23 protein-coding genes are annotated in these 25,457 nt (G+C 35.6%); 21 read left to right on the forward strand and 2 right to left on the reverse strand.

The window, feature by feature from the left end; genetic code table 11:
* Position 1: 1 nt before the first annotated feature.
* The 7 genes from xseB to I5677_RS04780 all read left to right on the forward strand — a co-directional run bounded on the left by xseB (position 2) and on the right by I5677_RS04780 (position 6,867).
* A complete protein-coding gene (gene xseB / locus I5677_RS04750; protein WP_197660425.1) occupies positions 2-211 on the forward strand; it encodes an exodeoxyribonuclease VII small subunit in 210 nt (69 codons plus the stop codon).
* A complete protein-coding gene (locus tag I5677_RS04755) occupies positions 201-1,121 on the forward strand; it encodes a polyprenyl synthetase family protein (RefSeq protein ID WP_197660426.1) in 921 nt (306 codons plus the stop codon). Before xseB ends, I5677_RS04755 begins: the two co-directional genes overlap by 11 nt.
* Positions 1,122-1,490: 369 nt before the next feature.
* Entirely contained in the window at positions 1,491-3,365 is a 1,875-nt protein-coding gene (gene dxs, locus I5677_RS04760; protein WP_279380741.1) for a 1-deoxy-D-xylulose-5-phosphate synthase, read from the forward strand.
* A 125-nt stretch (positions 3,366-3,490) separates the two neighbouring features.
* Entirely contained in the window at positions 3,491-4,330 is an 840-nt protein-coding gene (locus I5677_RS04765; RefSeq protein WP_197660428.1) for a TlyA family RNA methyltransferase, read from the forward strand.
* Positions 4,331-4,537: 207 nt separating this feature from the next.
* Entirely contained in the window at positions 4,538-5,407 is an 870-nt protein-coding gene (locus I5677_RS04770; protein ID WP_197660429.1) for an NAD(+)/NADH kinase, read from the forward strand.
* A gap of 37 nt (positions 5,408-5,444) precedes the next feature.
* Positions 5,445-5,903 (forward strand): arginine repressor, encoded by a 459-nt coding sequence (gene argR, locus I5677_RS04775; protein WP_197660430.1) that lies wholly within the window; start codon positions 5,445-5,447, stop codon positions 5,901-5,903.
* Positions 5,904-6,138: 235 nt separating this feature from the next.
* A complete protein-coding gene (locus tag I5677_RS04780; protein ID WP_197660431.1) occupies positions 6,139-6,867 on the forward strand; it encodes a YebC/PmpR family DNA-binding transcriptional regulator in 729 nt (242 codons plus the stop codon).
* Positions 6,868-7,145: 278 nt separating this feature from the next.
* Here I5677_RS04780 and I5677_RS04785 read toward each other — a convergent pair whose 3' ends face one another.
* Positions 7,146-8,288 (reverse strand): serine hydrolase domain-containing protein, encoded by a 1,143-nt coding sequence (locus I5677_RS04785; protein ID WP_197660432.1) that lies wholly within the window; start codon positions 8,286-8,288, stop codon positions 7,146-7,148.
* Between the two features lie 408 nt (positions 8,289-8,696).
* Here I5677_RS04785 and I5677_RS04790 point away from each other — a divergent pair, with 408 nt between their 5' ends.
* The 12 genes from I5677_RS04790 to I5677_RS04845 all read left to right on the forward strand — a co-directional run bounded on the left by I5677_RS04790 (position 8,697) and on the right by I5677_RS04845 (position 19,999).
* Positions 8,697-9,380, forward strand: a complete 684-nt coding sequence (locus I5677_RS04790) for a DUF975 family protein (protein WP_243456494.1) — start codon at positions 8,697-8,699, stop codon at positions 9,378-9,380.
* 285 nt (positions 9,381-9,665) lie between these two features.
* Positions 9,666-10,337 carry a response regulator transcription factor gene (locus tag I5677_RS04795; RefSeq protein WP_197660433.1) on the forward strand — a complete coding sequence of 224 codons (672 nt, stop codon included), beginning with the start codon at positions 9,666-9,668 and terminating at the stop codon, positions 10,335-10,337.
* 72 nt (positions 10,338-10,409) lie between these two features.
* Entirely contained in the window at positions 10,410-11,513 is a 1,104-nt protein-coding gene (locus I5677_RS04800; RefSeq protein WP_243456495.1) for a sensor histidine kinase, read from the forward strand.
* A gap of 191 nt (positions 11,514-11,704) precedes the next feature.
* Positions 11,705-12,532: an ABC transporter ATP-binding protein gene (locus I5677_RS04805; protein ID WP_197660434.1), complete on the forward strand. Its 828-nt coding sequence runs from the start codon at positions 11,705-11,707 to the stop codon at positions 12,530-12,532.
* 2 nt (positions 12,533-12,534) lie between these two features.
* Positions 12,535-14,520, forward strand: a complete 1,986-nt coding sequence (locus tag I5677_RS04810) for an FtsX-like permease family protein (protein ID WP_197660435.1) — start codon at positions 12,535-12,537, stop codon at positions 14,518-14,520.
* A gap of 358 nt (positions 14,521-14,878) precedes the next feature.
* Entirely contained in the window at positions 14,879-14,986 is a 108-nt protein-coding gene (locus I5677_RS17505) for a putative holin-like toxin (RefSeq protein WP_197660436.1), read from the forward strand.
* Positions 14,987-15,218: 232 nt separating this feature from the next.
* Positions 15,219-16,082: an AAA family ATPase gene (locus tag I5677_RS04820; RefSeq protein ID WP_197660437.1), complete on the forward strand. Its 864-nt coding sequence runs from the start codon at positions 15,219-15,221 to the stop codon at positions 16,080-16,082.
* 86 nt (positions 16,083-16,168) lie between these two features.
* Positions 16,169-17,008, forward strand: a complete 840-nt coding sequence (locus I5677_RS04825; protein ID WP_197660438.1) for a GNAT family N-acetyltransferase — start codon at positions 16,169-16,171, stop codon at positions 17,006-17,008.
* A 144-nt stretch (positions 17,009-17,152) separates the two neighbouring features.
* A complete protein-coding gene (locus I5677_RS04830; RefSeq protein WP_197660439.1) occupies positions 17,153-17,464 on the forward strand; it encodes a hypothetical protein in 312 nt (103 codons plus the stop codon).
* A gap of 229 nt (positions 17,465-17,693) precedes the next feature.
* Positions 17,694-18,593, forward strand: a complete 900-nt coding sequence (locus tag I5677_RS04835) for a helix-turn-helix transcriptional regulator (protein WP_197660440.1) — start codon at positions 17,694-17,696, stop codon at positions 18,591-18,593.
* 121 nt (positions 18,594-18,714) lie between these two features.
* Positions 18,715-19,545 (forward strand): hypothetical protein, encoded by an 831-nt coding sequence (locus I5677_RS04840; RefSeq protein ID WP_197660441.1) that lies wholly within the window; start codon positions 18,715-18,717, stop codon positions 19,543-19,545.
* 259 nt (positions 19,546-19,804) lie between these two features.
* The gene (locus I5677_RS04845; protein ID WP_197660442.1) at positions 19,805-19,999 is read left to right on the forward strand and encodes a hypothetical protein; all 195 of its coding nucleotides are present in this window, start codon (positions 19,805-19,807) and stop codon (positions 19,997-19,999) included.
* A 69-nt stretch (positions 20,000-20,068) separates the two neighbouring features.
* Here I5677_RS04845 and I5677_RS04850 read toward each other — a convergent pair whose 3' ends face one another.
* Positions 20,069-21,361, reverse strand: coding sequence for a LysM peptidoglycan-binding domain-containing protein (locus I5677_RS04850; RefSeq protein ID WP_197660443.1), 1,293 nt, complete (start codon positions 21,359-21,361; stop codon positions 20,069-20,071).
* A gap of 322 nt (positions 21,362-21,683) precedes the next feature.
* Here I5677_RS04850 and I5677_RS04855 point away from each other — a divergent pair, with 322 nt between their 5' ends.
* The gene (locus I5677_RS04855) at positions 21,684-23,060 is read left to right on the forward strand and encodes a PTS mannitol transporter subunit IICB (RefSeq protein WP_197660444.1); all 1,377 of its coding nucleotides are present in this window, start codon (positions 21,684-21,686) and stop codon (positions 23,058-23,060) included.
* Between the two features lie 254 nt (positions 23,061-23,314).
* Entirely contained in the window at positions 23,315-25,414 is a 2,100-nt protein-coding gene (locus I5677_RS04860) for a BglG family transcription antiterminator (RefSeq protein ID WP_197660445.1), read from the forward strand.
* The last annotated feature ends 43 nt before the right edge of the window (positions 25,415-25,457 follow it).

Raw genomic sequence — 25,457 nt, forward strand, 5'->3', positions numbered from 1 at the left:
TATGGCTGAGAAAGAGTTCAAATTAGAGGAAGCATTTGAAAAACTAAATCAGATCACCGTGGAACTGGAAAAGCCGGATATTAGCTTGGAGGATTCCTTTTCCTTATACCAGGAAGGAATGAAGCTATTAAAAGCCTGTAATGATTCCATAGATAAGGTAGAGAAGGAACTGATTATATTAAGCGATAACGGAGAAGCCAATGAGTTTTGATAATGAAAAAAGTAGTCGGGTAACAGCAATAGAAACGATGATTAAAAACTATATACCGAAAGAAGAAGGGTATCAAAAAACAGTATTTGAAGCCATGAATTACAGCCTTATGGCCGGAGGAAAACGGCTCAGGCCGATGCTGATGGAGGAGACCTTTCTGCTTTTTGATGGTAAAGACAGAGATTTTTTGGATCCATTTATGGCTGCGATTGAGATGATTCACACCTATAGTCTGGTCCACGATGATTTGCCGGCAATGGATAATGATGAGTATCGAAGAGGCAGAAAGACAACCCATGTGGTATATGGAGAAGCAATGGCCATCCTGGCAGGAGATGGTCTGCTTAATTATGCCTTCGAAACGGCGGCGAAAGCATTTGATGCAATATCTGACACCGATAGTGAGAATGAACAACTAATACAGTATAAACGGGTAGCTAAGGCAATGAAAATCCTGTCACAAAAAGCAGGCATCTACGGAATGATTGGCGGTCAGGTGGTTGACGTGGAAGAATATGACGGTATTATTGATAGGGATCGTTTGGATTTTATATATCAACTGAAAACTGCAGCTCTAGTGGAGGCTTCTATGATGATTGGTGCAGTCCTCGCAGGAGCTACAGAGACAGAAGTAGGGCAAATCGAGAAAATTGCAGGAGGCATCGGTCTGGCATTCCAGATTAAAGATGATATTCTTGATGTAACAAGTACAGAAGAAGTTTTAGGAAAACCTATTCACAGCGATGAGAAGAACCAAAAGACAACCTATGTATCCATTATGGGGATTAATGAAGCTGAAAAAGAGGTGGTTAAGATATCTGAGGAGGCGGTTCGTATCTATGATGCACTTCCATATCAGAATGAATACCTGAGGGCCTTAATCCTACAGCTAATTTACAGGGAAAAGTAAAATATGATAATTATGCATATGCTAACGCAGGGAATTAGGATGTGTTTTTCTATAGACGCAATTGATTAAGTCAAGACAGCGATATTATGCTAGAGATATAATCCTGTATGATTATAAGAGAGATTATAACATAAGTAAATAAGATGTATTATGATAGATAAAGTATGTTAAAGATATTTTTAGAGATATTGATGATTGAACAGATAATTATGAATTATGATATACAAAACATTTGATTTTGATTATATAAATAACATTTCCTGTATTAACCGATTATATATCATTACAGACTATTAGAGATTATGATGAAAGATAAGAAAGAAATATGATTTTGTAACTATCATATCAATTATGAAAGAGGTGGATCGATTGCCGAAATTATTGGATTATATTAATCAGGCAAATGACATAAAGAAAATCAGAATGCAAGATTATCCCAAGTTAGCGGAGGAAATCCGGAGCTTTTTGATTTCGCACATAAGTAAAACAGGAGGACATCTGGCCTCCAATCTGGGTGTGGTGGAGTTGTCCATGGCACTTCATCTTTTTCTTAGTTTTCCTAAGGACAAGATAATCTGGGATGTTGGTCATCAGGCTTATACTCATAAGCTGTTGACCGGAAGAAAGGAAATGTTTGCAACGTTACGGCAACTGGACGGATTGAGCGGCTTTCCCAAATGTGAGGAAAGTAATTGTGATTCCTTTGATACCGGCCATAGCTCCACGGCTATATCAGCAGCTCTTGGACTGGTAAAAGCCAGAGAGTTAAACAATGAAAATCATAAGGTGGTGGCGGTCTTAGGAGACGGAGCCCTGACCGGAGGCATGGCATTTGAAGCTCTTAACAATGCCGGTAGATTAAAATCTAACATGATGATTGTATTAAATGACAACAACATGTCTATCTCTGAGAATGTAGGCGGTTTGGCTAATTATCTTGCTAAGCTGCGTACCAATAATAAGTATACCGGTTTTAAGGAGAATTTAGAGAATACTCTGACGCAGATGCCGGGTATTGGTAAGACCGTTGTAGATAAACTAAAACGTTCAAAGGATGCAATTAAATATTTTATGCTTCCCAGTATGTTCTTTGAAGATATGGGACTTACGTATATCGGGCCGATTGACGGACATAACATAAATCACATGATTACTGCATTTCGGGCAGCTGCGAAAGTACAAAAAGCAGTGGTAGTTCATGTTATAACCAAGAAGGGCAAGGGATATCCTCTGGCCGAGAAATATCCCAGCAAGTTTCACGGGGTAGATGCCTTTGATGTAACCAGTGGAAAAGCGGTAAAAGAAGAAAAAGGAATATCCTATACCAAGGTATTTTCCGATGCTCTGGTACGCATTGCAGAAAAAAATGATAAGGTAGTAGCCATAACCGCTGCAATGCCTTACGGAACCGGATTAAGTGATTTTAAGAAACGATTCCCAAGTAGATTCTTTGATGTGGGAATTGCAGAACAACATGCGGTAACCTACGCGGCGGGTCTCGCCATGGGTGGCTTCAAACCTGTAGTAGCTATATATTCGACATTTTTACAAAGGGCATATGACCAGATCATACATGATGTATGCATCAATAATCTACCGGTGGTATTTATGATAGACCGTGCAGGCGTGACCGGAAGGGATGGGAAGACCCATCAGGGAATTTTTGATTTATCCTATCTATCCCATATACCTAACCTTGTGGTATTGGCTCCGAAGAATAAGTTAGAGCTGGAAGAGATGCTATCCTATTCTATATCCTATAACGGGCCAATTGCTATACGCTATCCTAAGGGTGAGGCATATCTGGGATTAGATGAATACCAAGCCCCTATAGAGTATGGTCAAAGTGAGATTATAAAGGAAGAGGCTGAAATTGCGTTATTGGCAGTCGGAAGTATGGTGAAAACAGCAGAGAAAGTAAAAAATGGGCTGAAGCAGATGGGAAAGAAGGCATCGCTAATTAATGTAAGATTTATCTCCCCGTTGGATACGAAGCTTCTTGACAGATTATCAGAAAATCATAGCATATTTATTACCATAGAGGAAAATGTGAGAAGCGGAGGCTACGGACAGAAGGTATCCGACTATTTACATGAAATGAATCGACCCAATAGCAGGCACATTAATATTTCAATTCCTGATATGTATATTGAGCATGGTGGAGTGAGTGAGCTTCATAAAAGGATTGGTTTGGATGCAGACAGTATCCTTGAGCGAATAAAATATTTATTAAATGAGAGCTAGTGTGGAAGAAATCATCCTCACATAACCAAAAAATTATTCTTAGGAAGATAGATATGAAGTACGCACTGTATTCATCTCACGGTAGAAACCGCTATGATATGGTGGTATGGAGGTAAATAATAAACATGAAAGAAAGATTGGATGTCTTATTGGTAAAACGTAATCTGGCCGAATCCAGGGAAAAGGCAAAAGCCATCATCATGTCCGGTAATGTATTCGTAGACGGCCAACGGGAGGACAAGGCGGGAAGTACTTTTCCCGAGGAAGTTCAAATCGATGTTAAGGGAAACCCATTAAAATATGTCAGCCGGGGCGGGTTAAAATTGGAGAAAGCCATTGAGGAGTACGGTATTATACTAAAGGATAGGATCTGTATGGATGTCGGTTCCTCCACTGGGGGCTTTACGGACTGCATGCTGCAAAACGGTGCTAAGTTAGTGTATGCAGTGGATGTAGGTACGAATCAGTTGGCATGGAAGCTGCGTCAGGATGAGCGGGTGATCTCCATGGAGAAGACGAATGTTAGGTATCTGACACCGGATCAGATAAAAGATCCGATCTCCTTCGCTTCCATTGATGTATCCTTTATTTCTCTGACTAAAGTTCTTCAACCAGTGAGGGAACTTTTGGCCGATGATGGGGAAATCGTATGTCTTATTAAACCTCAGTTTGAAGCAGGCAGAGAAAAGGTTGGTAAAAAAGGTGTGGTGAGAGATCCGAAGGTACATCAGGAGGTAATAGAGCATGTGGTTTCCTATGTTATTTCCATCGGGTTTGATTGTAAAGATTTGAATTATTCACCGATTAAAGGACCGGAAGGAAATATTGAATATTTATTATATCTGAAGAAGTTAAAAATTGATGACACGACCGAAAGTCCAATTAGGGGACAGGCAATTACACAGAGGATGATACAAAAAACCGTGGACGATGCTCATGGAAGCTTATCGGCATCAGAGGAGTAGTAAGAAACATTTTATAAGACAGATGAAACATTGCAAGAGTTTATATTTAAGGAATGTTTAAAAATGCTTGTGACTATTACGCATAAATATTCCGAAAATTTATAATTTAAACATAAATTCATTGAAAGTACCTTGAAATTTATGGAATTCTATGATAGACTTTTTTCGTTAGTGTAATGGGCGAAAACTGCTTAAGGAGTATGAAATATGGATCGGTTTTTAATTATAACCAATAAAGAAAAAGACAAAGATAATATTGTCACGAATAAAATTGCAGGTTATATTAGGAAAGCCGGAAAACAGGTATTATTATCTAGAGTATCTGCTTATCATAAGGATCTGAACGAAACGATGCTTGCGGATAAACCGGATTGTGCCATAGTCCTTGGAGGGGATGGTACCATTATACAGACCGCCAACGATTTGATGACCTATGATATTCCGATTTTGGGTGTCAATCTGGGAACCTTGGGATTTTTGGCTGAGATTGAAGAAAATCATGTCATGGATGCATTGGATAGATTATTTATCGATGATTACCGTATGGAAAGCAGACTGATGATACAAGGCAATATACATTACAGTCAGCAGCATACCGGTAGATACGAGAATACAACCGGATATTCACTGAATGATATCGTTATCACAAGAAAAGGGTTTTCAAGGATTATCAGTCTTGGAATCTATGTGAATGAAGAACTGGTGGATAATTTTCAAGGAGATGGAGTCATTATATCCACACCTACGGGTTCCACAGCATATAATCTGTCTGCGGGAGGACCGATTATCATCCCCAGATCAAGTGTCATGGTAATTACTCCAATATGTCCGCATTCCCTAAGCCCAAGAAGTATTGTAGTACCTGCTGAGGATACCGTTAAGGTGGTTGTCGGCAAGAGTAAAAAAACACAGGAAGCAGAAGCTACCGTTACCTTCGATGGGAATCAGGTGTATGAATTGGGAACGGATGATATTATTACGATTAATAAATCGCAGTATGATACAAAACTGATAAAATTAAATCAGACCGGTATTTATGAAATACTGCGTTCAAAGTTAAGTAATAACGGAGATTAACATATATTATAAAATAGAAAGGCACTGGTGTAATCGTATGAAGATAAGCAGGCAAAGTAAGATTATTGAGTTAATCAATAAATATGATATCGAAACACAGGAAGAATTAGCAGAACGTTTAATGCAGGATGGGTATAACGTAACACAGGCGACGGTATCCAGGGATATCAGAGAACTGAAGCTGACTAAGGTTGCAGTGGATGGCGGAAGACAAAAGTACATTGTACTTCAAAAGACAGAACCGGGCATGAGCGAAAAGTACACTCGGGTACTTAGAGATGCTTTTATCTCTATGGATATGGCGCAGAATATATTAGTGATTAAGACGGTTTCCGGTATGGCTATGGCGGTTGCTGCAGCTTTAGATGCACTGCAGATGAACAGTATTGTGGGTTGTATTGCCGGTGACGATACCATTATGTGTGCTATTCGTACGACAGAAGACACCATCTCAGTCATGGAAAAACTGAGTAAAATTATCAATAGTACGGAGTAGAGTTATAAAAACAACGTATATTAATCTGAGATATTTTATTTGGTTATGTTTGACAGTACACTATTTACCCCCCTTGAAAATATATTATATAATATATAATCGATTTAAATATATATTAAATAAATTAACATCAATAAGTGATGATAGCTTTATCTTGCTTATCGATCAATACGGTGTTAAAATAGGAAAGGTTATAATGCCTTTCATTAATACATAAAAGCTTAGGAGAATTAGTATGTCAGGACATTCAAAATTTGCGAATATTAAACATAAGAAAGAAAGAAACGATGCAACAAAGGGTAAGATATTTACGAAACTGGGTCGTGAGATAGCAGTTGCTGTGAAAGAAGGCGGACCCGATCCTAACGTGAACAGCCGATTAAAGGATGTAATTGCTAAGGCAAAATCTAATAACATGCCCAATGATACCATAGAAAGAAGTATTAAAAAAGCGGCCGGAGATGCCAATTCAGTGGATTACGAGGCGGTAACCTATGAGGGCTATGGCCCGAACGGTATTGCTATTATTGTGGAAGGTTTAACAGACAACAAGAACAGAACAGCAGCCAATGTGCGTAATGCATTTACCAAGGGTAACGGTAATGTAGGTACGAATGGATGTGTTTCCTTTCTGTTTGACCGAAAGGGACAGATTATCATAGATAAAGAAGAGTGTGAGATGAAGGCCGATGATCTGATGCTGTTGGCACTTGATGCAGGGGCGGAGGATTTTAAGGAAGAGGAAGACAGCTTTGAGATATTTACAGATCCGGATGCCTTCAGCGAAGTAAGAGAAAACCTTGAAAAAGAAGGTATCCCTATGGCACAGGCCGATGTAACCATGATACCACAAACCTGGGTTGAGCTTAAGTCCGACCAGGATATTAAGAGTATGCAGAAGATCCTTGACTTACTGGATGAGGATGATGATGTGCAGGAAGTATATCATAACTGGGATGAGTAAAAAGAATGCTAAAGCTTTCTGTGATATTTTTATAATGCCTGTAAAATTAAGTATTTTGGATGATTTTATAGATGAGATATTATCCTAAAACAGGGTAAAATTCATCCAGTGATGATATATGTGCATCAAATTGCATTAATTCAATTAAGGATTTACAAAATTTAACCTTCTCAACATTTATCAAACAAATGATGAGAAGGTTTTCTATGTTAGATGAAGATGTTTTGTAAGAGTTTATATTTGATTATAGGAAAGAAAGCTTAGTTTAATAAAACGATCTAATTAATATATTGTCCCTTCAAATAGTTTGTAAGATCATTAATAAAGTGATGAGTATCCTTACAATCAGGTGCATTTGTTAATATAATAATTGCAGCTTTAAGGTCTTTATATATAGTTACTTGAGAATAATAAGTTCCATCACTTCCTCCATGTAATGCATAAGTATCGCCATCATCGATATTATTACACCATCCAATAGAATATTCCGGTATTCCAAATAGTAAATAATTGCAGGTTTCTGATTTTATATAATCATCCATACCAGAAATTCCTTTCAGATATACTTCAATATATTTTGACATGTCTGAAATTCTCATACTGATATCGCCTGCCGGTGCTATTACAAAAGGTAACTTGTTATCATCATAGGGAGGGACAGGCTTTAGTTTTCTAAACCAGCTAATTTTATGTCCCCATGGTTGATTTGTATCTAAAAGGTTAGGTCTTCCGAAGTTTATCTTAATACCAATTTCATTTGCTGTCTGTAAAGCAAGATCTTCCCACGACTTTCCTGTTACTTTTTCCAGCATAATACCTGCTAAGCTGTATCCTGCATTAGAATAGTAAGGAGCATCTTCGGTAACTGGGTCAAGACTTAAAACATATTTACAAAATTCTAGTCTTCGTTCTAAAGGATTATTTGATGTTAATGGTAGTTCTGAATCTACTACATTATGAGTAAATGGTTGAATTTTAGCTCTATGAGATAATAAATCTTTTAAGGTTATTGAGTAATAGGCTGAATTTGATTTCTCTTTCCAATTAAGGTACAGGTCAAAAAAATTTGTATCCCAGCTCAAGCTACCATTATCTACAAGTCTCGCTGCCATAAGTCCAGTAAATGCTTTGGTACAGGAACCAAGCTGAAAGTAGTTATCCCTTTTTATTTTTGTATCAGAGTCTTGATAAATATATCCATATGCATCGCCTATAATGGTTTCTCCATTTTTTATAACAGAATATGTAAAACCTGGAATTTTATAATGCTTTCCTAATCCTTCAATATCTAGTTTATCTATTTCAGAGATATTAAGTACTTTTACACTTTTCAACGTATATAAATGATAAAGGTATGTAAAGAAGATACCAAAACCTAAAATAAAGAAAATAAAAAAGATTTTTAATACTTTTATTTTCATGATAAATCCCCTTGATATTTTAATTATTAATATTAATTGATATAAAGTTCTATCAGCAGTATTTAATAATAAAAGCTTATCATAAAACGTGTATTTTCCATTTGCCAGTTAAAAGAATTATCTTCCAGGTTCTGCATAAAGTCAATGATTTTTTTTATAAATTAACATGTTTCTATTATTCAATTACATATTGGGATTATAGTGATGACTAGTAATAGTTATCTCTTTTTTTAGATTGAACATGTAGATATATGTTGATTAATGAGAAAGATTGGATTATTATACAAGTAGGGATATATTCAGGAGATTGTTTTTTGTAATATATAGTTCTATTTCAATTAAAGGAGTGTTAATATTTAAATTAAAATAATAAATATTTATTACTAGTATTAATAGGAGGAGAGAATAATGTTATATGCAGCAGATTTTAGGAAAATAGCACGAGATGCGCTCAGGGGAAAATGGGCACTTGCTGTTGGCACGGGTTTTGTAGCAATGGTGTTAGGTGGAGTATCCAGAGGGGGTTCCTCGAATGGTAGAGGAGATAATTCCAATTCCTTTGTATTTCAGGAACTAAGTAGCTCGTTTTGGGTATTCATAACTGTTATAATATCTTTCATATTATTATGGGCATTGATTACATTTTTTATTGGGGGAGCAGTTGAGCTTGGATATTGCCGATTCAACAAAAACCTGATACAAGGGACGAATCCTCAATTAAAGGACTTGTTTTCGAGATTTGATATCTTCTTTAAAGCATTGGGATTACGTATTGTTATTGCTATCTTTACATTTCTGTGGGGTCTATTATTGATTATACCCGGAATTATTGCAGCATTAAGCTACTCAATGGCGTTTTACATAATGGAAGAAAATCCGTCAATGGGGATTTTAGATGCAATTGGTGAATCCAAAGAGATGATGAGAGGAAACAAATTTCGTCTATTCTGCCTCGGATTAAGCTTTATTGGATGGTTGATACTCTGTGTATTTACCTTTGGAATCGGAATGTTATGGTTGGTTCCATATATGAATGCTTCCTTTGCTGCGTTCTACCTAGAAGTATCCAAGAGTGATGAAACACTAGCATAAAGATATATGTAAATATATAAAAAAACCTTCTCAAATTTGAAACAAAATTTTGAGAAGGTTTTTCTATAGGGTTCTAAAGATAGCATTACAAGAGAGACTTGGTTATCGATGAGCTTTGTTCGAATGTAGAGGGAACAGAGGCACTATGCTCTAAAATTCTGTCTTATGTTAATGATAGAATTAAGCAAGGAGAAAAGCAGTTTAAAGTATAATTACTAAGAAGATTGGTACTTGCCACAAACTCAGGCAGAAGTTATACTAATTATGGAAATGAGGGGTGGAAGTATGTATAAGATATTTGTGGTAGAAGATGATACGATAATTGCAGAAGAGATGAAGAAGCATTTGGGAAAATGGGGATATGAGGTGGAAACCGCGTCAGATTTTAGTGATGTTATGACACAGTTTGCAGCATTTTCCCCTCACCTTGTATTAATGGATATTATCCTTCCTTTTTACAATGGACATTATTGGTGTTCTCAGATACGCCGTATCTCACAGGTACCTATCATCTTTGTATCATCAGCAGGTGACAATATGAATATTGTGATGGCTGTGAATATGGGTGGAGATGACTTTTTAACTAAGCCCTTTGATCTTGAGGTGCTTGCGGCTAAGGTACAGGCAATGCTTCGGCGTACCTATGCGTTTCGGGGACAAACTACCGTGATGGAATGTCATGGGGTGATATTAAATGTAACAGAGGCTTCCTTAATGATAGGAGAACGCAAGCTCGAGCTCACAAAGAACGAGTTTAAAATCATGCAGCTGTTATTTGAACATATGGGTCAGCCGGTTTCCAGAGAGCAGATCATGAAAAAACTTTGGGACAATGACTTTTTTGTGGATGACAATACCTTAACCGTTAATATAACGAGAATTCGAAAAAAGCTGGAGGAAGCAGGGGTATCAGACCTAATTCAAACCAGAAAAGGTCTTGGCTATATGATTGGTTAAAGCCATATTAACATATATTTTTCAGATTAAAATGAAAGGACAGACATAAGAAGTTAAGTGTATTTCTATGTCATGTATATCATGGGTGGTCTAAAAAGAGAGAAGGATGTAGACAAAAAACAGAATTTAATATGGGATTATATTATAGACAGCAAAGCTATCATTTTGTTGTTTTTTGCAAATGCCCTAGTTTTTGTGGTGGTATGCAGCTTATATCAATTACACAATCTGCCTAAAATCATGTATGCGTTTTTACTGTCTGCCTTTGTATGGATTTGCTATGGGGTCTTACATGCCAGGACATATATACAGAAGCGAAAAAGAATTCAACTAGCGAAGGATAATCTCGAACAGGCATGGGAGGCCTTATTATATGGTAGTGTCCACGAATATTTTAGCCAGGGGAAATTCGACCGGGACAAGCATGATCTGCAGTTGACAAGATTAGATACAGAATACGGGGAATTGATAAGACAATTATGTCAACTGCAAGGCTCTATGGAATCGGATGCTCAGATGCGGCGTACGGAGATGATGGATTATTATATGATGTGGGTACATCAGATTAAGACTCCGATTGCAGCGCTTAAACTTCTTCTTAATAGCAGAGAGGATGGATTCCAGATGATGGAAGAACTGTTTAAGATTGAGCAGTATGTAGAGATGGTTCTTTCATATCTGCGTTTGGAAAGCATTGCATCGGATATGATATTAAAAGAGTATGATTTATATACCATGGTAAAACAGACGGTACGCAAATACTCGGTATTATTCATTAACAGTGGTCTGACCCTAAGACTTGATGAGTTTGATATAAAAGTATTGACGGATGAGAAGTGGCTTGGATTTGTCTTGGAACAGCTGATATCTAATAGTATTAAATATACGAAGATGGGTACGGTCTCCATATACATGAAACCCGGGTCGGAGAAAACTTTGGTGATAGAGGACACGGGAATTGGTATTCGTCAGGAGGACCTTCCCCGTATCTTTGATCGGGGTTTTACGGGATATAATGGACGTATGGATAAGAAGTCAACCGGGATCGGGTTATATCTATGTAAGCAGATATTAAATCAGTTATCCCATAAAATATTAGTTGAGAGCAAGGAGGGAGAGGGTACTAGGATTTATCTGGATCTTTCCCGGAATAATTACGTTGAACATGTGGATTGAATATTTTAATAAAGTGATTTGTGTTGACAAAAGGAATAGCTGGAAAGGGAATGTGACAAAAATGTAAGGTTAAGGCCTTGTAATGTAAGGCTGTTCGATGGTAAAAAAAGTAATCTTAAACTAAAATAACAGTGTAAGAAAGAGATGTCACAGGAAGACCAAGAATTTATATGTTAATTAGGAGGCATGTTATGGCACTGTTAGAAGTGAAAAATTTAAAAAAAATATATACGACCCGGTTTGGAGGAAATAAGGTTCAGGCGTTAACCAATGTTACCTTTTCTGTTGAGGTGGGTGAATTCGTGGCAATCATGGGTGAGTCAGGCTCCGGTAAGACGACGTTATTAAATATTATGGCATCCTTGGATAAACCGACCGGGGGAGCAGTCATACTTGCAGATAAAAACATGGCAGAAATCAAGCAGAAAGAAATCTGTGCGTTTCGTCGGGATAATCTAGGGTTTGTGTTTCAGGATTTTAATCTTTTAGATACCCTGTCTCTACGGGATAATATTTTCTTACCGTTAGTACTGGCAGGTAACAGTTATGAATTAATGAATGAAAGACTTCTTCCTTTAGCGAAAAAACTTGCAATCGAAGATATTCTTGATAAATTTCCATATGAAGTATCCGGTGGTCAGAAACAGCGTGCAGCTGTAGCAAGAGCATTAATTACCAAGCCTCAGATTGTGTTGGCGGATGAACCTACCGGTGCTCTGGATTCGAAGGCTGCGAATAAACTGTTGAATATCTTTGCTGATATCAACAAAGACGGACAGACTATTTTAATGGTAACCCACAGTATTCAGGCTGCAAGTCGTGCAAACAGAGTGTTGTTTATCAAAGATGGCTCTGTATTTAATCAGATTTTTCGAGGAAATCATAGTAATGATCAGATGTATCATATGATTTCGGATACCCTTTCTGTATTACAAACCGGCAATCTGGGAGAAGATGCATCTGAAACAGAAACGGTTGCTTGTGAGATGACATCTGTCTTTGTCGGAGCGGAGGTATAGAGATGAAGAAAAAAGGCTTACTTCCAAGGCTGGCGTTGAATGGAATTCTCCGAAATAGCTCGACTTACCTTCCGTATATCGGAATCAGCGTTTTTGCAATGTTTACGTATTTTGTGTTTGATATTATCATTAACAATAAAATCATGACTACGCTTCCAAGAGCAACCTATGCCCATATGCTAATGATGGTAGGCTTTGTTCTTCTTGGAATTATCATGGTACCGTTCTTATATTATACGAACAGCTTTTTGATTAAGCGCCGCAAAAAAGAGCTAGGGCTGTATAGCATTCTGGGAATGGAAAAAAAACATATCGGTATCCTGATGTTGATTGAGACATTAATTATGTATGCAATTGTAGTGATCTGTGCAATCGTACTTGGACTATTATTCTCAAGGCTGATTTTTCTCTTGCTGCTTAATCTGACTAAACTGCCGGTAGAAGCTTCTTTTTCCATAAGCGGTAAAGCAATTGCTCACACCATTCTCTTCTATGCAGTGATTTCTGCGATCAATCTTTTTACGAATTTGGTGCAGGTTGGGAAAGCCAATCCGACGGAGCTTATGAGTGAATCCAAAAAGGGAGAAAAAGAACCAAAAAGAATACAACAATTGGCATTAGGGGGAGTGCTGCTACTGGGATATGGCTATTATATTGCTATATCATCACAGGTTGATGCCAGCATTTTCACTAATTTTTTCCTGGCTGTATTTTTAGTTGTTATGGGGACTCATTTTCTTTTTACCTCAGGAAGCATCGCGTTCCTAAAAAGATTAAAAAGTAACAAACGGCTTTATTATCGATCCGGTAATTTCATTGCTATATCCGGTATGATATACCGCATGAAGAAAAATGCAGCCAGTCTGGTAAATATCTGTATTTTTGCAACCATGGTTCTTATTACCATGATCTGTACAGTTTCGTTATATCTTGGAATTCCGAAAATTCAGAATTTTATGTATCCATATGATATTGAGATTGAGTTTAAGGAAAATGTATTTACCGACAAGAAAGACTGGCAGCAGGAGGTAGAAACACTGGCAAAAAATGAAGGTGTAACAATAGAAAGTTTTCATACTTACGAATATGCTCGACTTAACATCGTAAAAAAGGATGATAAAATTCTGATTAAAGATGATAAGGCTGATTTTCGCAATATGTATCAAATAAGACTAATTCCCTTAGACAGTTATAATACTTTGGACTCAGCTTCTTATGAGTTAGAACAAGGGGAAGTGTTGGTGTACTCCACCGGAGCGGATTACGGTATGAATAAGATTAGGTTTATCAATAGTGCTTATCAAGTAAAAAAAGAAATCAAAGAAAGCAGCTTAAAGCCAAAAGCTACGAACAATGTTTTCTCCGGTATGTATTTTGTAATAGTGCCGGATCGTAATGCAGTGGAACAAATAGCAGCTGCCTATGGGGTTGAGATATCGGATAACCTGAAACATGTGGTAGAGATGAAGCTTCAGGGTGACGATGCACAAAAGAAGGCTTTTTCTGAAAAACTTAATCAGTTATCCTCCACACAAACTGGTTTTGCACAGTATTCTGATTATGCAGACGATATAAAGGATACAGAAGTAATGTATGGAGGTTTGTTGTTCATTGGTATCTTCTTTGGAATTATCTTTATGATGTGTTTATTGATTATTATGTATTATAAACAGATAACAGAAGGCTTTGATGATCAGAAAAATTATGAAATTATGCAAAAAGTGGGAATGAGTGATCTGGAAGTAAAACGCACGATTAAAAAACAGGTTTTACAAGTGTTCTTTATTCCTTTAGCCGGTGCAATCCTTCATACGATTGTAGGTATGTTTATGGTAATTAATCTGATGGCAGCAATGTTCTTCTTCCAGATTAATCTGATTATCGCATGTACGATAGGCGTATGTGTCTTATTTGCAATCATATATGGAATCAGCTATAAACGTACAGCTAAGGCTTATTATAGAATTGTGAAACAGTGGGGTGTATAAGTAGATTTGTACTTCAAAGATACAGGAAAATCACCCTGTTGTATCATATAGCATAGATTTAATATTTAATTTATTTTTCATGGATTATAAAAATTTATATGTAGATATGATGAGCACACTCTTTTTGTAAACAGAAAGGAGTGTGTTTTTCGTTTACTTCATGGATTCATATAATTTCATAAAAGGTCTTAGTAAACACGACCGAACAAACATTCTGATTTCGATGGACATATTTGTATAATAATGGTATAATATATCAAGGTAACAGGAACAGGATAATCACTTGTATTCGCCCTCCCTTATAAAAGGAGGTGGTGCACTTCTTTTAACTATATTACATAGAAAGGAAGTGAGCCATATGGTAACAGTTTCAGAGACTTTATCACTTTTGATAAGTTTTGGCATGTTCATCATAGCGTTACTCACATTTGTTGTTGTAGTTATTAAGCTACACAATAAAAAATGATTATCCTCTCACTCGCAAAGTAGCAGATAATCATTTTTTAACATAAGGGCGAGTATAAGTTTTTAACTTATATCTCCTGTTACCTATATTATAACAGTAATTTGTACTATTGTAAAGACATGATAATTAAGCTATCTAGTTAAAAATTTGCATAAAAAAAGTGATTTGCTTTTTATAATAATGAATAATCACTAAGGCTTAATAAGTTTATATTGATAGATTGGAGTTTATAATGATTTATTTAAAAAGCTTTACATTTCCCTGTGCTGACTTAGAAACTGATTTTATCCTAAACATAAAAAGGACTTGCTATGATTCGTTTTATCCGTTTAAGATACTATCAAAGAATGATCTTGACAGGCTTGATTTTGAACCCATTACTATATTATACGGCGGTAATGGTTCAGGAAAAACTACAGCATTGAATGTTATTGCTGAAAAGACAGAGATCAGCCGTGACACTATCTACAATAAGTCTAATTTTTTCCCGGACTATGTAAAACTGTGCAACATGAATACGGAAGAGGAGATTTCAAAAAATAGCAGAATTATAACTAGCGATGATGTTTTTGATTATATGCTGAACATCCGCAACTTGAACGAAGGCATTGACTTAAAGAGGAATGAGCTGTTTGAGGAATACCTGGATGCAAAATACGCTCACTTTCAGATGAAATCAATGGTAGATTATGAACAGCTGAAGAATGTTAACAATGCCAGACGTAAGACTCAGTCCCGCTTTGTAAGGAGCAAATTGATTGATAATGTCCGTGAGTATTCGAACGGAGAAAGTGCATTTCGCTACTTTACCGAAAAGATAGGAGAGAATGGACTCTATTTGTTGGATGAGCCGGAAAACAGTCTATCTCCTAAGCGACAGATGGAATTAGTAAGCTTTCTTGAAGAATCAGCCAGATTTTTTGGATGTCAGTTTATTATATCAACACATTCACCGTTCCTGTTAGCCATGCGCGGAGCAAGAATATATAATCTTGACGAGAATCCTGTTATGGTAAAACGCTGGACGGATTTAGAAAATGTACGCACTTATCATGATTTTTTTAAACAACATGAAGAGGAATTTCGAAAGGATTAAGATAGAGTTAACTATTTCATATATAATTAATATAAAAGGAAAAGTATGAACCTTAGCTTTAACAGACTTCATACTAGGAGAGAACCATGGAGAATAACGAAACGATAATCCAAACAATTGAAGAGTACTGTATAAACAAACCGGGAGTATATGAGTCAAGACCATTTGGAAAGTATCCAATCTGCTATCGAGTAATGGGGAAAATATTTGCCCAGTTTATCCCGGAGGAAAAGTTTTATAAGATAACTTTAAAATGCGAGCCGGATAGGGCGTATCTTTATCGAGAACTTTATCCGGAGATTATTGTACGGGGATATCATTGTCCACCTGTCCAGCAGCCCTATTGGAATACCATCAATTTGGATGCTTTCTTTGATATGGAGATGTTATTTCATATGATAGATGAAGCATATGATGCAGTGATATCTAAGTTTAGCAAAAAAGCAAAAGCGCAATTATCCGTATTATCTGAATTAGAATTTAAAAATACTGATGGGGAGGATCCCGATTTTGCAATACTATGTAATCATCTGGATGGTTCCCTTGATGAAATAGTTGGAAAGAAGTTCCAGAGAAGTCAGTATGATCAATATAATAGAAGAGATAATATTCATGATGTGATTGTTGCTTATCAAAAGGGTAAACCGGTTGCATGTGGTGCATTCAAAATGTTTGATGAAGATCATGCAGAATTAAAACGTATTTATACAGAACCTTCTATTCGAAATATGGGGTTGGGTTTAGAGATGATAAGAAGATTAGAGGCGAAAGCTAAAATCAAAGGTTATCGATGGTGTATATTAGAGACAGGGAGGCCTCTAGAGGCGGCTTGTCATGTATATAAAAAGGCAGGATATGAAATTATACCGAATTACGGGCCGTATGTAGACATGCCAAACTCTATTTGTATGAAACGAAAAATTTGATTAATGGACGAAATTCACCTTATACTATATAAATTTTTCTGCTTTATTTCTTTTGTATCATTATGATGTTTCTTGAAGTTTATGCAATCAATAAAATACTTTCATATAATAGAGTAATATAATTTCTAAAAGTGATAATTTTATATGAATGATAATATGAACTATAAGTCCAATAAAATCGATATTAAATCTTCACATTATTGTTTTGCAACCCTACCTCCAAAACAGTTTTCAGTACTCGCAGGTATCCTAGGTGTTGTTATATCGGATGAATTAAGTATTAATGAGAAGAATGCTTTGGGTAATTTTCTTGTTACTGTAGGTCAGGCAATATTAACAGAAGCTGCTCAAGAGCAGGCTTTAGAGAGTAATAGTAATAATATGGATTTGATAGAAGAAATTAATGAACTGAAAAGACAGATTGAATTACTAAAACAATCATCTAAAGGAATGTAAAAATCCTTCTTGCTTAAAGTAAAGTACCTTCTAGCAATTCCTTGATTTGTATGTAGATTGATTCCATATAGACATTATCCGGAATTTCGGAAGAGACAATGTCTATATTGCGAGTGCGTATAATCGAATTAGTATTCTTTAATGGTTTATATAGAAATATATGGTAGATTTACGATTATGTTTATACTATAATTACTTTCAATAAAACTATTATTTAGAAGGTGATAAAATGCTTGTTGGAACCAAAGGATTGAAGTATTATCAGGATTATATTACACCGGTTAATTATTATGAGAACGAAAACGTTCTTTATAATACCGAAATCAGCGACTGCTATCGTCTGGTATACATTGTAGAAGGACAAGGGAGCTTACTTATCAACAATAAAAGAATAACTATCGTTCCCTTGACAATACTATGTCTGAATGAAAATGATGTAATTAAAAATATTGATTTTATCGGAGATAAGATGGTCATCTTATGTTTTCTCCCTTCTGCAATTAATAATAAACTGACGATAGAGAATATTAGATTTAACGAAGGGCTATCCGTATCAGATTCACAGGACAGATTATTCTTATCGCCCTTTATTTTACATGATGAAAAATACATTGAATATAAATATATCGATTTGGAGACAGCATCAAGGTTAAATAGCATATTAGAATGTCTAAAGGAACAAATTTTCATACAAAGCGATGCTTGGCCATGTTTAACCCGCTCTTATCTCATAGAATTACTATTTGTGATAGAGTGTTTTTACAGAATAAAGAAGGACAACGTTAAACAACTGAATACAACGTTTTCAATCGAAGATGTACGTCACTATCTTCATAATAATTTCCGGAAGAAAATTACGCTGGATGATTTGGCAAAAAGGTTTCATACCAATCGGACTACTCTGGCAAAAAAGTTTAAAGAGGCAACCGGCCAAACAATCGTAAATTATCTTCATAAGACCAGAATACATATTGCTGCCGGAATGCTGCGGGATACATATCTGACTGTGGATGCAATTATAGAAAGAGTGGGTTTTAGTAATGTTACTCATTTTAATAAAGTGTTTAAAGAATACAATCAATGTCTTCCAAAGGAATATCGGAATAAATTCAAACCATACAGTTCTTAGAAATTTACGATTTGTTAGTTTTTATTTCTAAAAAATGATTAAAAACCTCTTTGATAAGCTGTAATATAGGAGCATATTTAATTTGCTTTTTAAATTTTATAAACATCAAGGAGGGTAAACATTGAAACACTTAAAAAGAATAATGACAATCATAGTTGCATTAACTATTGTAGCTCTTATGATACCTATAAGCGCTATGGCTGCAACAGATACAGTGGATTTTGAAGACGGTAATTACGATGCCTTTTTCTTAAGAATGGATTCGGATTCGGACAATTCCATCTTGTCTGTAGTTGAATTGAATGGATCCAAAGCACTAAAAGTAGATGTACAGGATGCGAATAAGACTCCAAAAATTCAAATTCAAGTATCGGATCTTGTTAATTCAAAGAAACTTGATCAAATTGAGACAATTGAACTTGATTTAGTAATAGAAAACCCCGAGAATAGCCCTGTAGGCGAAAATTACGGGGGAATAGGCAATTTTGGGGAAGGACATTATCCTAACTGGTCTCAAGGCGAAGATTGGTCAATTATAGATAGTGAAAAATCAATATCATCTGTTACGAAACTATCAAGAACATTTTCAAAAGCATCCGAAAAATTTAGAAACAATGTAAAATCCAGCTATGTACTTATGAAATGGATGGGTAATACGAATGATATGTACATAGATAATGTTCGTTTTTTAGATAAGGATGGAAATCCTATTGAACTTAAGGTGGCGGAAGCAGAAGCTATGGCTAACACAGCAGATGACTCTATAGATAACGCCAATGATAACACAGCAGATGACTCTACAGATAACGCCAATGATAATACAGCAGAAGAATTGCCAGAGACAGGTAATAATATATTAATTATCATATTTATAGCTGTTGCTGCTGTTATTATACTATTTTGTGTTATCATATTTATGAAAAAAAGTAGGTTGAATAAGTCTAATTCTTAGTACAACATTTTTTGCACCAAAAGAATTTTTATAAAAAGAAAATAATTATAAAAGCTACAGGTAAGAACACCTCTTTTTATCGATCAAAGCTTCGATGAATTAGAGGTGTTTTTTTATGTTTTGAGATTAAACAAAGGCCCAGAATATTAGTATTCTTTTTGAAATTGATTTTTATTTCTACAAAAATTTGATACGGTAACATTTTGCCATATTGAAAGTAAAATATTATGGTGATATAATATATATGGAGGTGGCAATTATGTTCAAGAAAGTTAATAAATCAGAAAATACATCAAATAAATTAGCAAAAAAAATGAATAAGATTTCGTACGATGAACATTTTACAAGAGCGACCGATTCAGTTGATGTTATGAAAAATCAGAAGTTTACGGATATCGGAGACGGGATATCGAAACGTAAAGATGAAAACGAAATAGATAAATTAACAAAATAACAAAATAAAAAATCCTCCTGACAATTGTAATTCTTTACAATTGTCAGGAGGATTTTTCACTGGTATCATCTAGTATATAATAGATTCAATATCATATTGAGAGTTTGTTACCAACCATAATTGTGAATAATACTGCATGATATTCCAGATACCGGTCCCCTGTAGATTGTATTCATCTATAAGCTCTAATAAGGAATTAATTGTTCTGGAATCAACAAACCAAACGACATGATTCGTTGGACCTGATTTTGTTTGATCCACATACACAAAGTAAGGTGTCTGTGATGTTTCATCAAATTGTATAATGGCTCCAACTTGTTGGGCTAATACCAGGGTTGATTGAAGGGTAAGAGAGTTAGCTTTAGTAACTCCAATGGTATAAGGTAGAGTCCAATCATAACTGATCAATGGTTGACCCACTAATATCTTTTCTGCTGGGACCTGAGTAATGATATAATCTAAGAATTTTCTTGTTTCATCAATCGATGTAATAGGCCCGGGAAATCCGTAAGTATATCCCCATTTATAACTTAAAATCATAATTCCATCTGCTTCCTGCCCCAACACGGAATAATCAATCTTCTCAAAGGTGATTAAATCACCCTGTCGAATTTGATTTGGAGATATCGTAATAAAAACGGGATATCCTTCACTTTTTAATTGCCTTGTTAATTTCGTATTTAAAAGTTCATATTTTTGAAGTGTTTCAGCACTAATATAACGGTAGGTAATGTTTAATCCATAATAATTTTTTTCTTTGATAATGTTAAGGATGTTGCTGATAAGAGTGTCCATAAGGTGTTCATTGTTTAGAATGTTGAAGTCAACATGAAAATTTTCTTCCCCTCTTTCAGATATGGTGGATAAAAACATTAGGGGTGCTACATTATATTCGTATGCTTGTGCAATAATATCCGTATCATCAATTTGCTCTATTTCTCCACCTTCAATTATTCTATAACCAAAAATCGATAAGTAGGTCAAATATGGCAATGTCTTTCTTAGAATGCTTCTGTTTATAAAATCATTGCAATAGCCGTGAGTCTGAATTGATCTGATTTTATCTCCATAACTGATAATCAAGGTATCTCCCGGATAGATAAATTCTCTATCTGATAAAAAAGGATTATTCCTTAGTAGTTGTAATACAGATATACCGAAAGCATTCGCTATATTATAAAGGGTATCTCCTTCTTGTACCGAGTATGTCTGCTCTGGAAATGTTATTACTATACTTTGTCCGGTTACAAGGTTATCAGGAGTTAAGATTTGATTATCCTGTATTAATCTTTCTGCGGATATTCCAAACATATCTGCTATCGAATAGATTGTTTCTCCTTCCTGTACTACATGTATAATCATAAAAATCTCCAATTATATAACTCAATATTTATTATATGATTGGAGATAGCAGTATATACTGAAATCAAAGAAAGGATATTATAAGTTAGTTATAAATCTTCTTATTATGTTACATAAGTTTTTTACTTTTCATATAAAAAATAACGAAAAACTCTCGGTATTTAGTTGTGTCATTATTCAATAGCGACAAATTAACGTTTGTTCAAGTTGATATAAGGGGTAGCAAAACGTTATAATTTAAATATCTTAAAAAGATGACCGGCCGGTCTTTCAATGAGGAACTAATAACAAATAATAACCAACAGAAATGAGAGGGTATGGTATGAAAGAAAAAGTACAGATAGTTGGTAGGTTTTTTAGCGGTATGGTTATGCCTAATATTGGGGCGTTTATTGCCTGGGGATTAATAACTGCATTATTTATTCCAACAGGATGGATACCGAATGAAAAATTAGCAACTTTGGTAGGACCGATGATCGTATCACTTCTACCGTTATTAATTGCTTATACCGGTGGTAAAGTTGTAGCAGGAACCAGAGGTGGTGTGATTGGTGCCGTAGCAACTATGGGTCTTATTGCAGGATCCGATGTACCTATGTTTTTAGGTGCGATGCTGATGGGTCCCTTTAGTGGTTTTATAATTAAAAAGTTTTATAAATTAATTGAAGGTAAAGTTAAAGCAGGTTTTGAAATGCTTGTTAATAACTTTTCCCTTGGTATTATCGGTGCTGGATTGGCACTTCTTGCATTAGTAGGTATTAGTCCTGTTGTGACAGCACTTAATTCCGTAATGGAAGCCGGCGTTGGATTTTTTGTGGATCGTGGTTTATTACCCTTAGCCAGTGTATTCATTGAACCGGCGAAGGTACTATTCTTAAATAATGCGCTAAACCATGGTATTTTATCTCCTATGGGTATGGAACAGGCAACTGAATTAGGAAAGTCTATTTTCTTCTTATTAGAAGCTAATCCCGGTCCGGGACTTGGTATCTTAGTGGCTTGCTTAATTGCTGGTAAAGGTATGACGAAAAACTCAGCACCGGGAGCGATTATCATTCACTTCTTAGGTGGTATTCATGAAATTTATTTCCCATATATTTTAATGAACCCTACTTTGATTTTGGCGGCGATAGCCGGCGGCGCAAGCGGTGTATTTACCTTTACTTTATTAGGTGGAGGTCTGGTTGCTCCGGCCTCTCCGGGAAGTATCATTGCAGTTCTGGCAATGACTCCTAAGACAGGTTACCTAGCGGTTATACTGGGCGTTTTAATATCAGCAGTTGTATCCTGTCTGGTTGCTATTCCATTATTAAAATGGTTTGGTAAAGGTGAGGATGATATTAATGCAGCCAAAGAAAAAATGAATGAAATGAAGCTTTCCTCTAAGGGTAGCTTAAATACATTTTGTGCGAAAGAAGTGAGTACCATTGTATTTGCTTGTGATGCTGGGATGGGTTCCAGTGCAATGGGAGCAACCGTATTAAAAAAGAAATTAAAAGAAGTTGGGCTTGATCATATTAATGTAATACATTCCTCCGTATCTTCCATACCGGCAGATGCACAGATCGTCGTTACACATAAGGAATTAAGAGAGCGAGCAGCAAGCAGTAACCCAGGTGCAAAACTGGTGCTGATATCTAATTTCTTATCTTCGAAAGAATATGATACTTTGGTGGATGAATTAAAATCAACCATGTAAAAACAATAGGTTGAAGGAAAGAAGTAAAAATGTACGGACAGGCAGCTGATAAAGCTGCCGTTCGTGCATGTATTCTATCCCCGAACATTGCCCGCATTACAAATATACAACATACAAGGTTATCACGAAAGTTGTTAAAATTGAAGAAATGACATTATAAGTGTAGAATTAATTTATAATGGTAGGACAATTCTAAGAAATAAATTAATTCTTGTCAATTTAATAGATTATTTAGATGAAAGGAGAGGTAACCTATGGATTTTTCACCGCGTCTTAGGCAAATATTGTTGATCCTATTATCAGAGGATCAGATAATTTCGGTAAAAAAACTTGCAGATGAAATAAAGGTAAGTAAAAGAACGGTACAAAGAGAACTGGAATATGTAGGTTCCTCTTTAAGTAAGTATAAGGTTTCATTGCAGACCAAAACAGGTCTGGGCATATGGCTTGAGGGAAATAAGGAGGATAAGGAAAAGCTGTATACAATGCTACAGGAACAAGATGTAATTGATTCCTCGAATAAGGATGAAAGAAGAAAAAATCTGATCTTAGAAATGTTGAAAGACAGAACGCCAAAAAAACTCTATTATTATGCTAATATCTTCGATGTTAGTGAAGCAACCATCAGTAATGATATGGAAGCGGTCTCAGGATGGTTTGATCAATTTCATTTAACTATAATACGTAAACAGGGATATGGAGTTGCTTTAGAGGGTAGTGAAAAGAGCTATCGCATTGCTGTGCGTCGCTTTATTGATGAAAATATTGATAATATAGATATACTAAAATATATGGAGGAGAACGAACGAACCGTTTTTGATATTTTAAAGGACAGAGAAGGACAAAACATATATCATTTATTAAATAACGAAGTATTAAGACAAGTCATAACATGCTTTCAAAGCATAAGGGATAAAAGATTAACCAGGCTTACGGAGAATTCTTATATTGGATTAATCTTGCATGTTACCATTGCCATAAACCGCATATTACAGCAGGAGATTATCGAAACTGATCAAGAATTATTAGATAAGCTGACTAAGAATGAAGATTATGATCTGGCCATGCGTATAGCAAATTCATTGGAAGAGGAATTTCAAATCGAAATTCCTGATATTGAGATTGCTTATATTTTACTGCATATAAAAGGCTCGAAATTACAATATATAGACGATAATGAAGTTGAGAATGAGAATAAGAGGGAACGACAGGAGATATTAGATTTCATTCATGACATGATAGAGGTATATGACCAAGAGATATCTTATGAATTAAAACAGGATGAAGAATTTATTACAGGTTTGGCAACTCATATGCAACCTACCTTTCTTAGGCTTAAAAATCATATGATTATATCAAATCCGTTATTGCAGCAAATACAAGATACCTATCCCGATATTTATAAAAAATGTGTAAGAGTTGGAAATCTGATTACACAAAGGTACGGTTTTCAAGTTCCGGAAGAAGAGATAGGTTTTTTAGCAATGCATTTTGGAGCTGCCTGCGTTAGGTTGGAAAATCAAAAAGAAAGTAAACGTAAAGTGGACATTGGAATTGTATGTGCCAGCGGGATTGGCATATCCAGACTAATGCTTTCCAAGTTAAGACGTTTTCTAAAAGACAGAGCAGAGCTTACTACCTACGGAAAAGAAGAATTGACCCCGCATCAGCTAAATAAAATGGACTTTTTAATCTCAAGCATTAGATTGGATGAGATGGATGCAGATATCATTCGGGTGAGTCCGCTCCTGCTTGACAATGATTTGGAACGTATTGATGCCAAGGTCCGGGTATATGCAAAAACACCGAAGAAAACAAAACCGGACAATGAATTTTCCAAGCAGCTGGATCAGGTTAATTTTATCGCGACCCAAATAAAGTATTTGATTAAAGAGTTCCAGTGTATTAAGGTAAGCAGTTCCATAACCTTTGATGAATTACTGGTTGCAATAACAGAGCGGTTATCTCCTTATAATGAAAAACGCATTATTATTCAGGAAGACATAAAAAAAAGGGAGAAATTATCTTCTCAGATTATACCGGAATATGATTTTGCCTTGCTCCACAGTAGGACCAAAGGGGTAATACGTCCGTGCTTTTCGGTATGTGTTACCAATGGTTTAGGATCATTTAAAGATCCTTACTTTCAAAATATTCATGCAGTAATTATTATGCTGATTCCGGAGAATGACCGTGTCAATGAAAACAGTGAAATCATGGGTTATCTTAGCGGTGTTTTAATCGAAAAGAATTACTTTCTGGAAACAATATTTACCGGGGATAGAGATAATATTAGGGAAGTTTTTGCTAAGGAGTTAAAGCAGTATTTTAATCAGTATCTGGAGCGAGTGTAATGTCTTTAAGAATGTCGCTAACGGATAGCGCCAAACTCGTGAT

Origin of the sequence: Mobilitalea sibirica, from assembly GCF_015999265.1 — a bacterium.
In the GTDB taxonomy this organism is placed as follows: domain Bacteria; phylum Bacillota; class Clostridia; order Lachnospirales; family Lachnospiraceae; genus Mobilitalea; species Mobilitalea sibirica.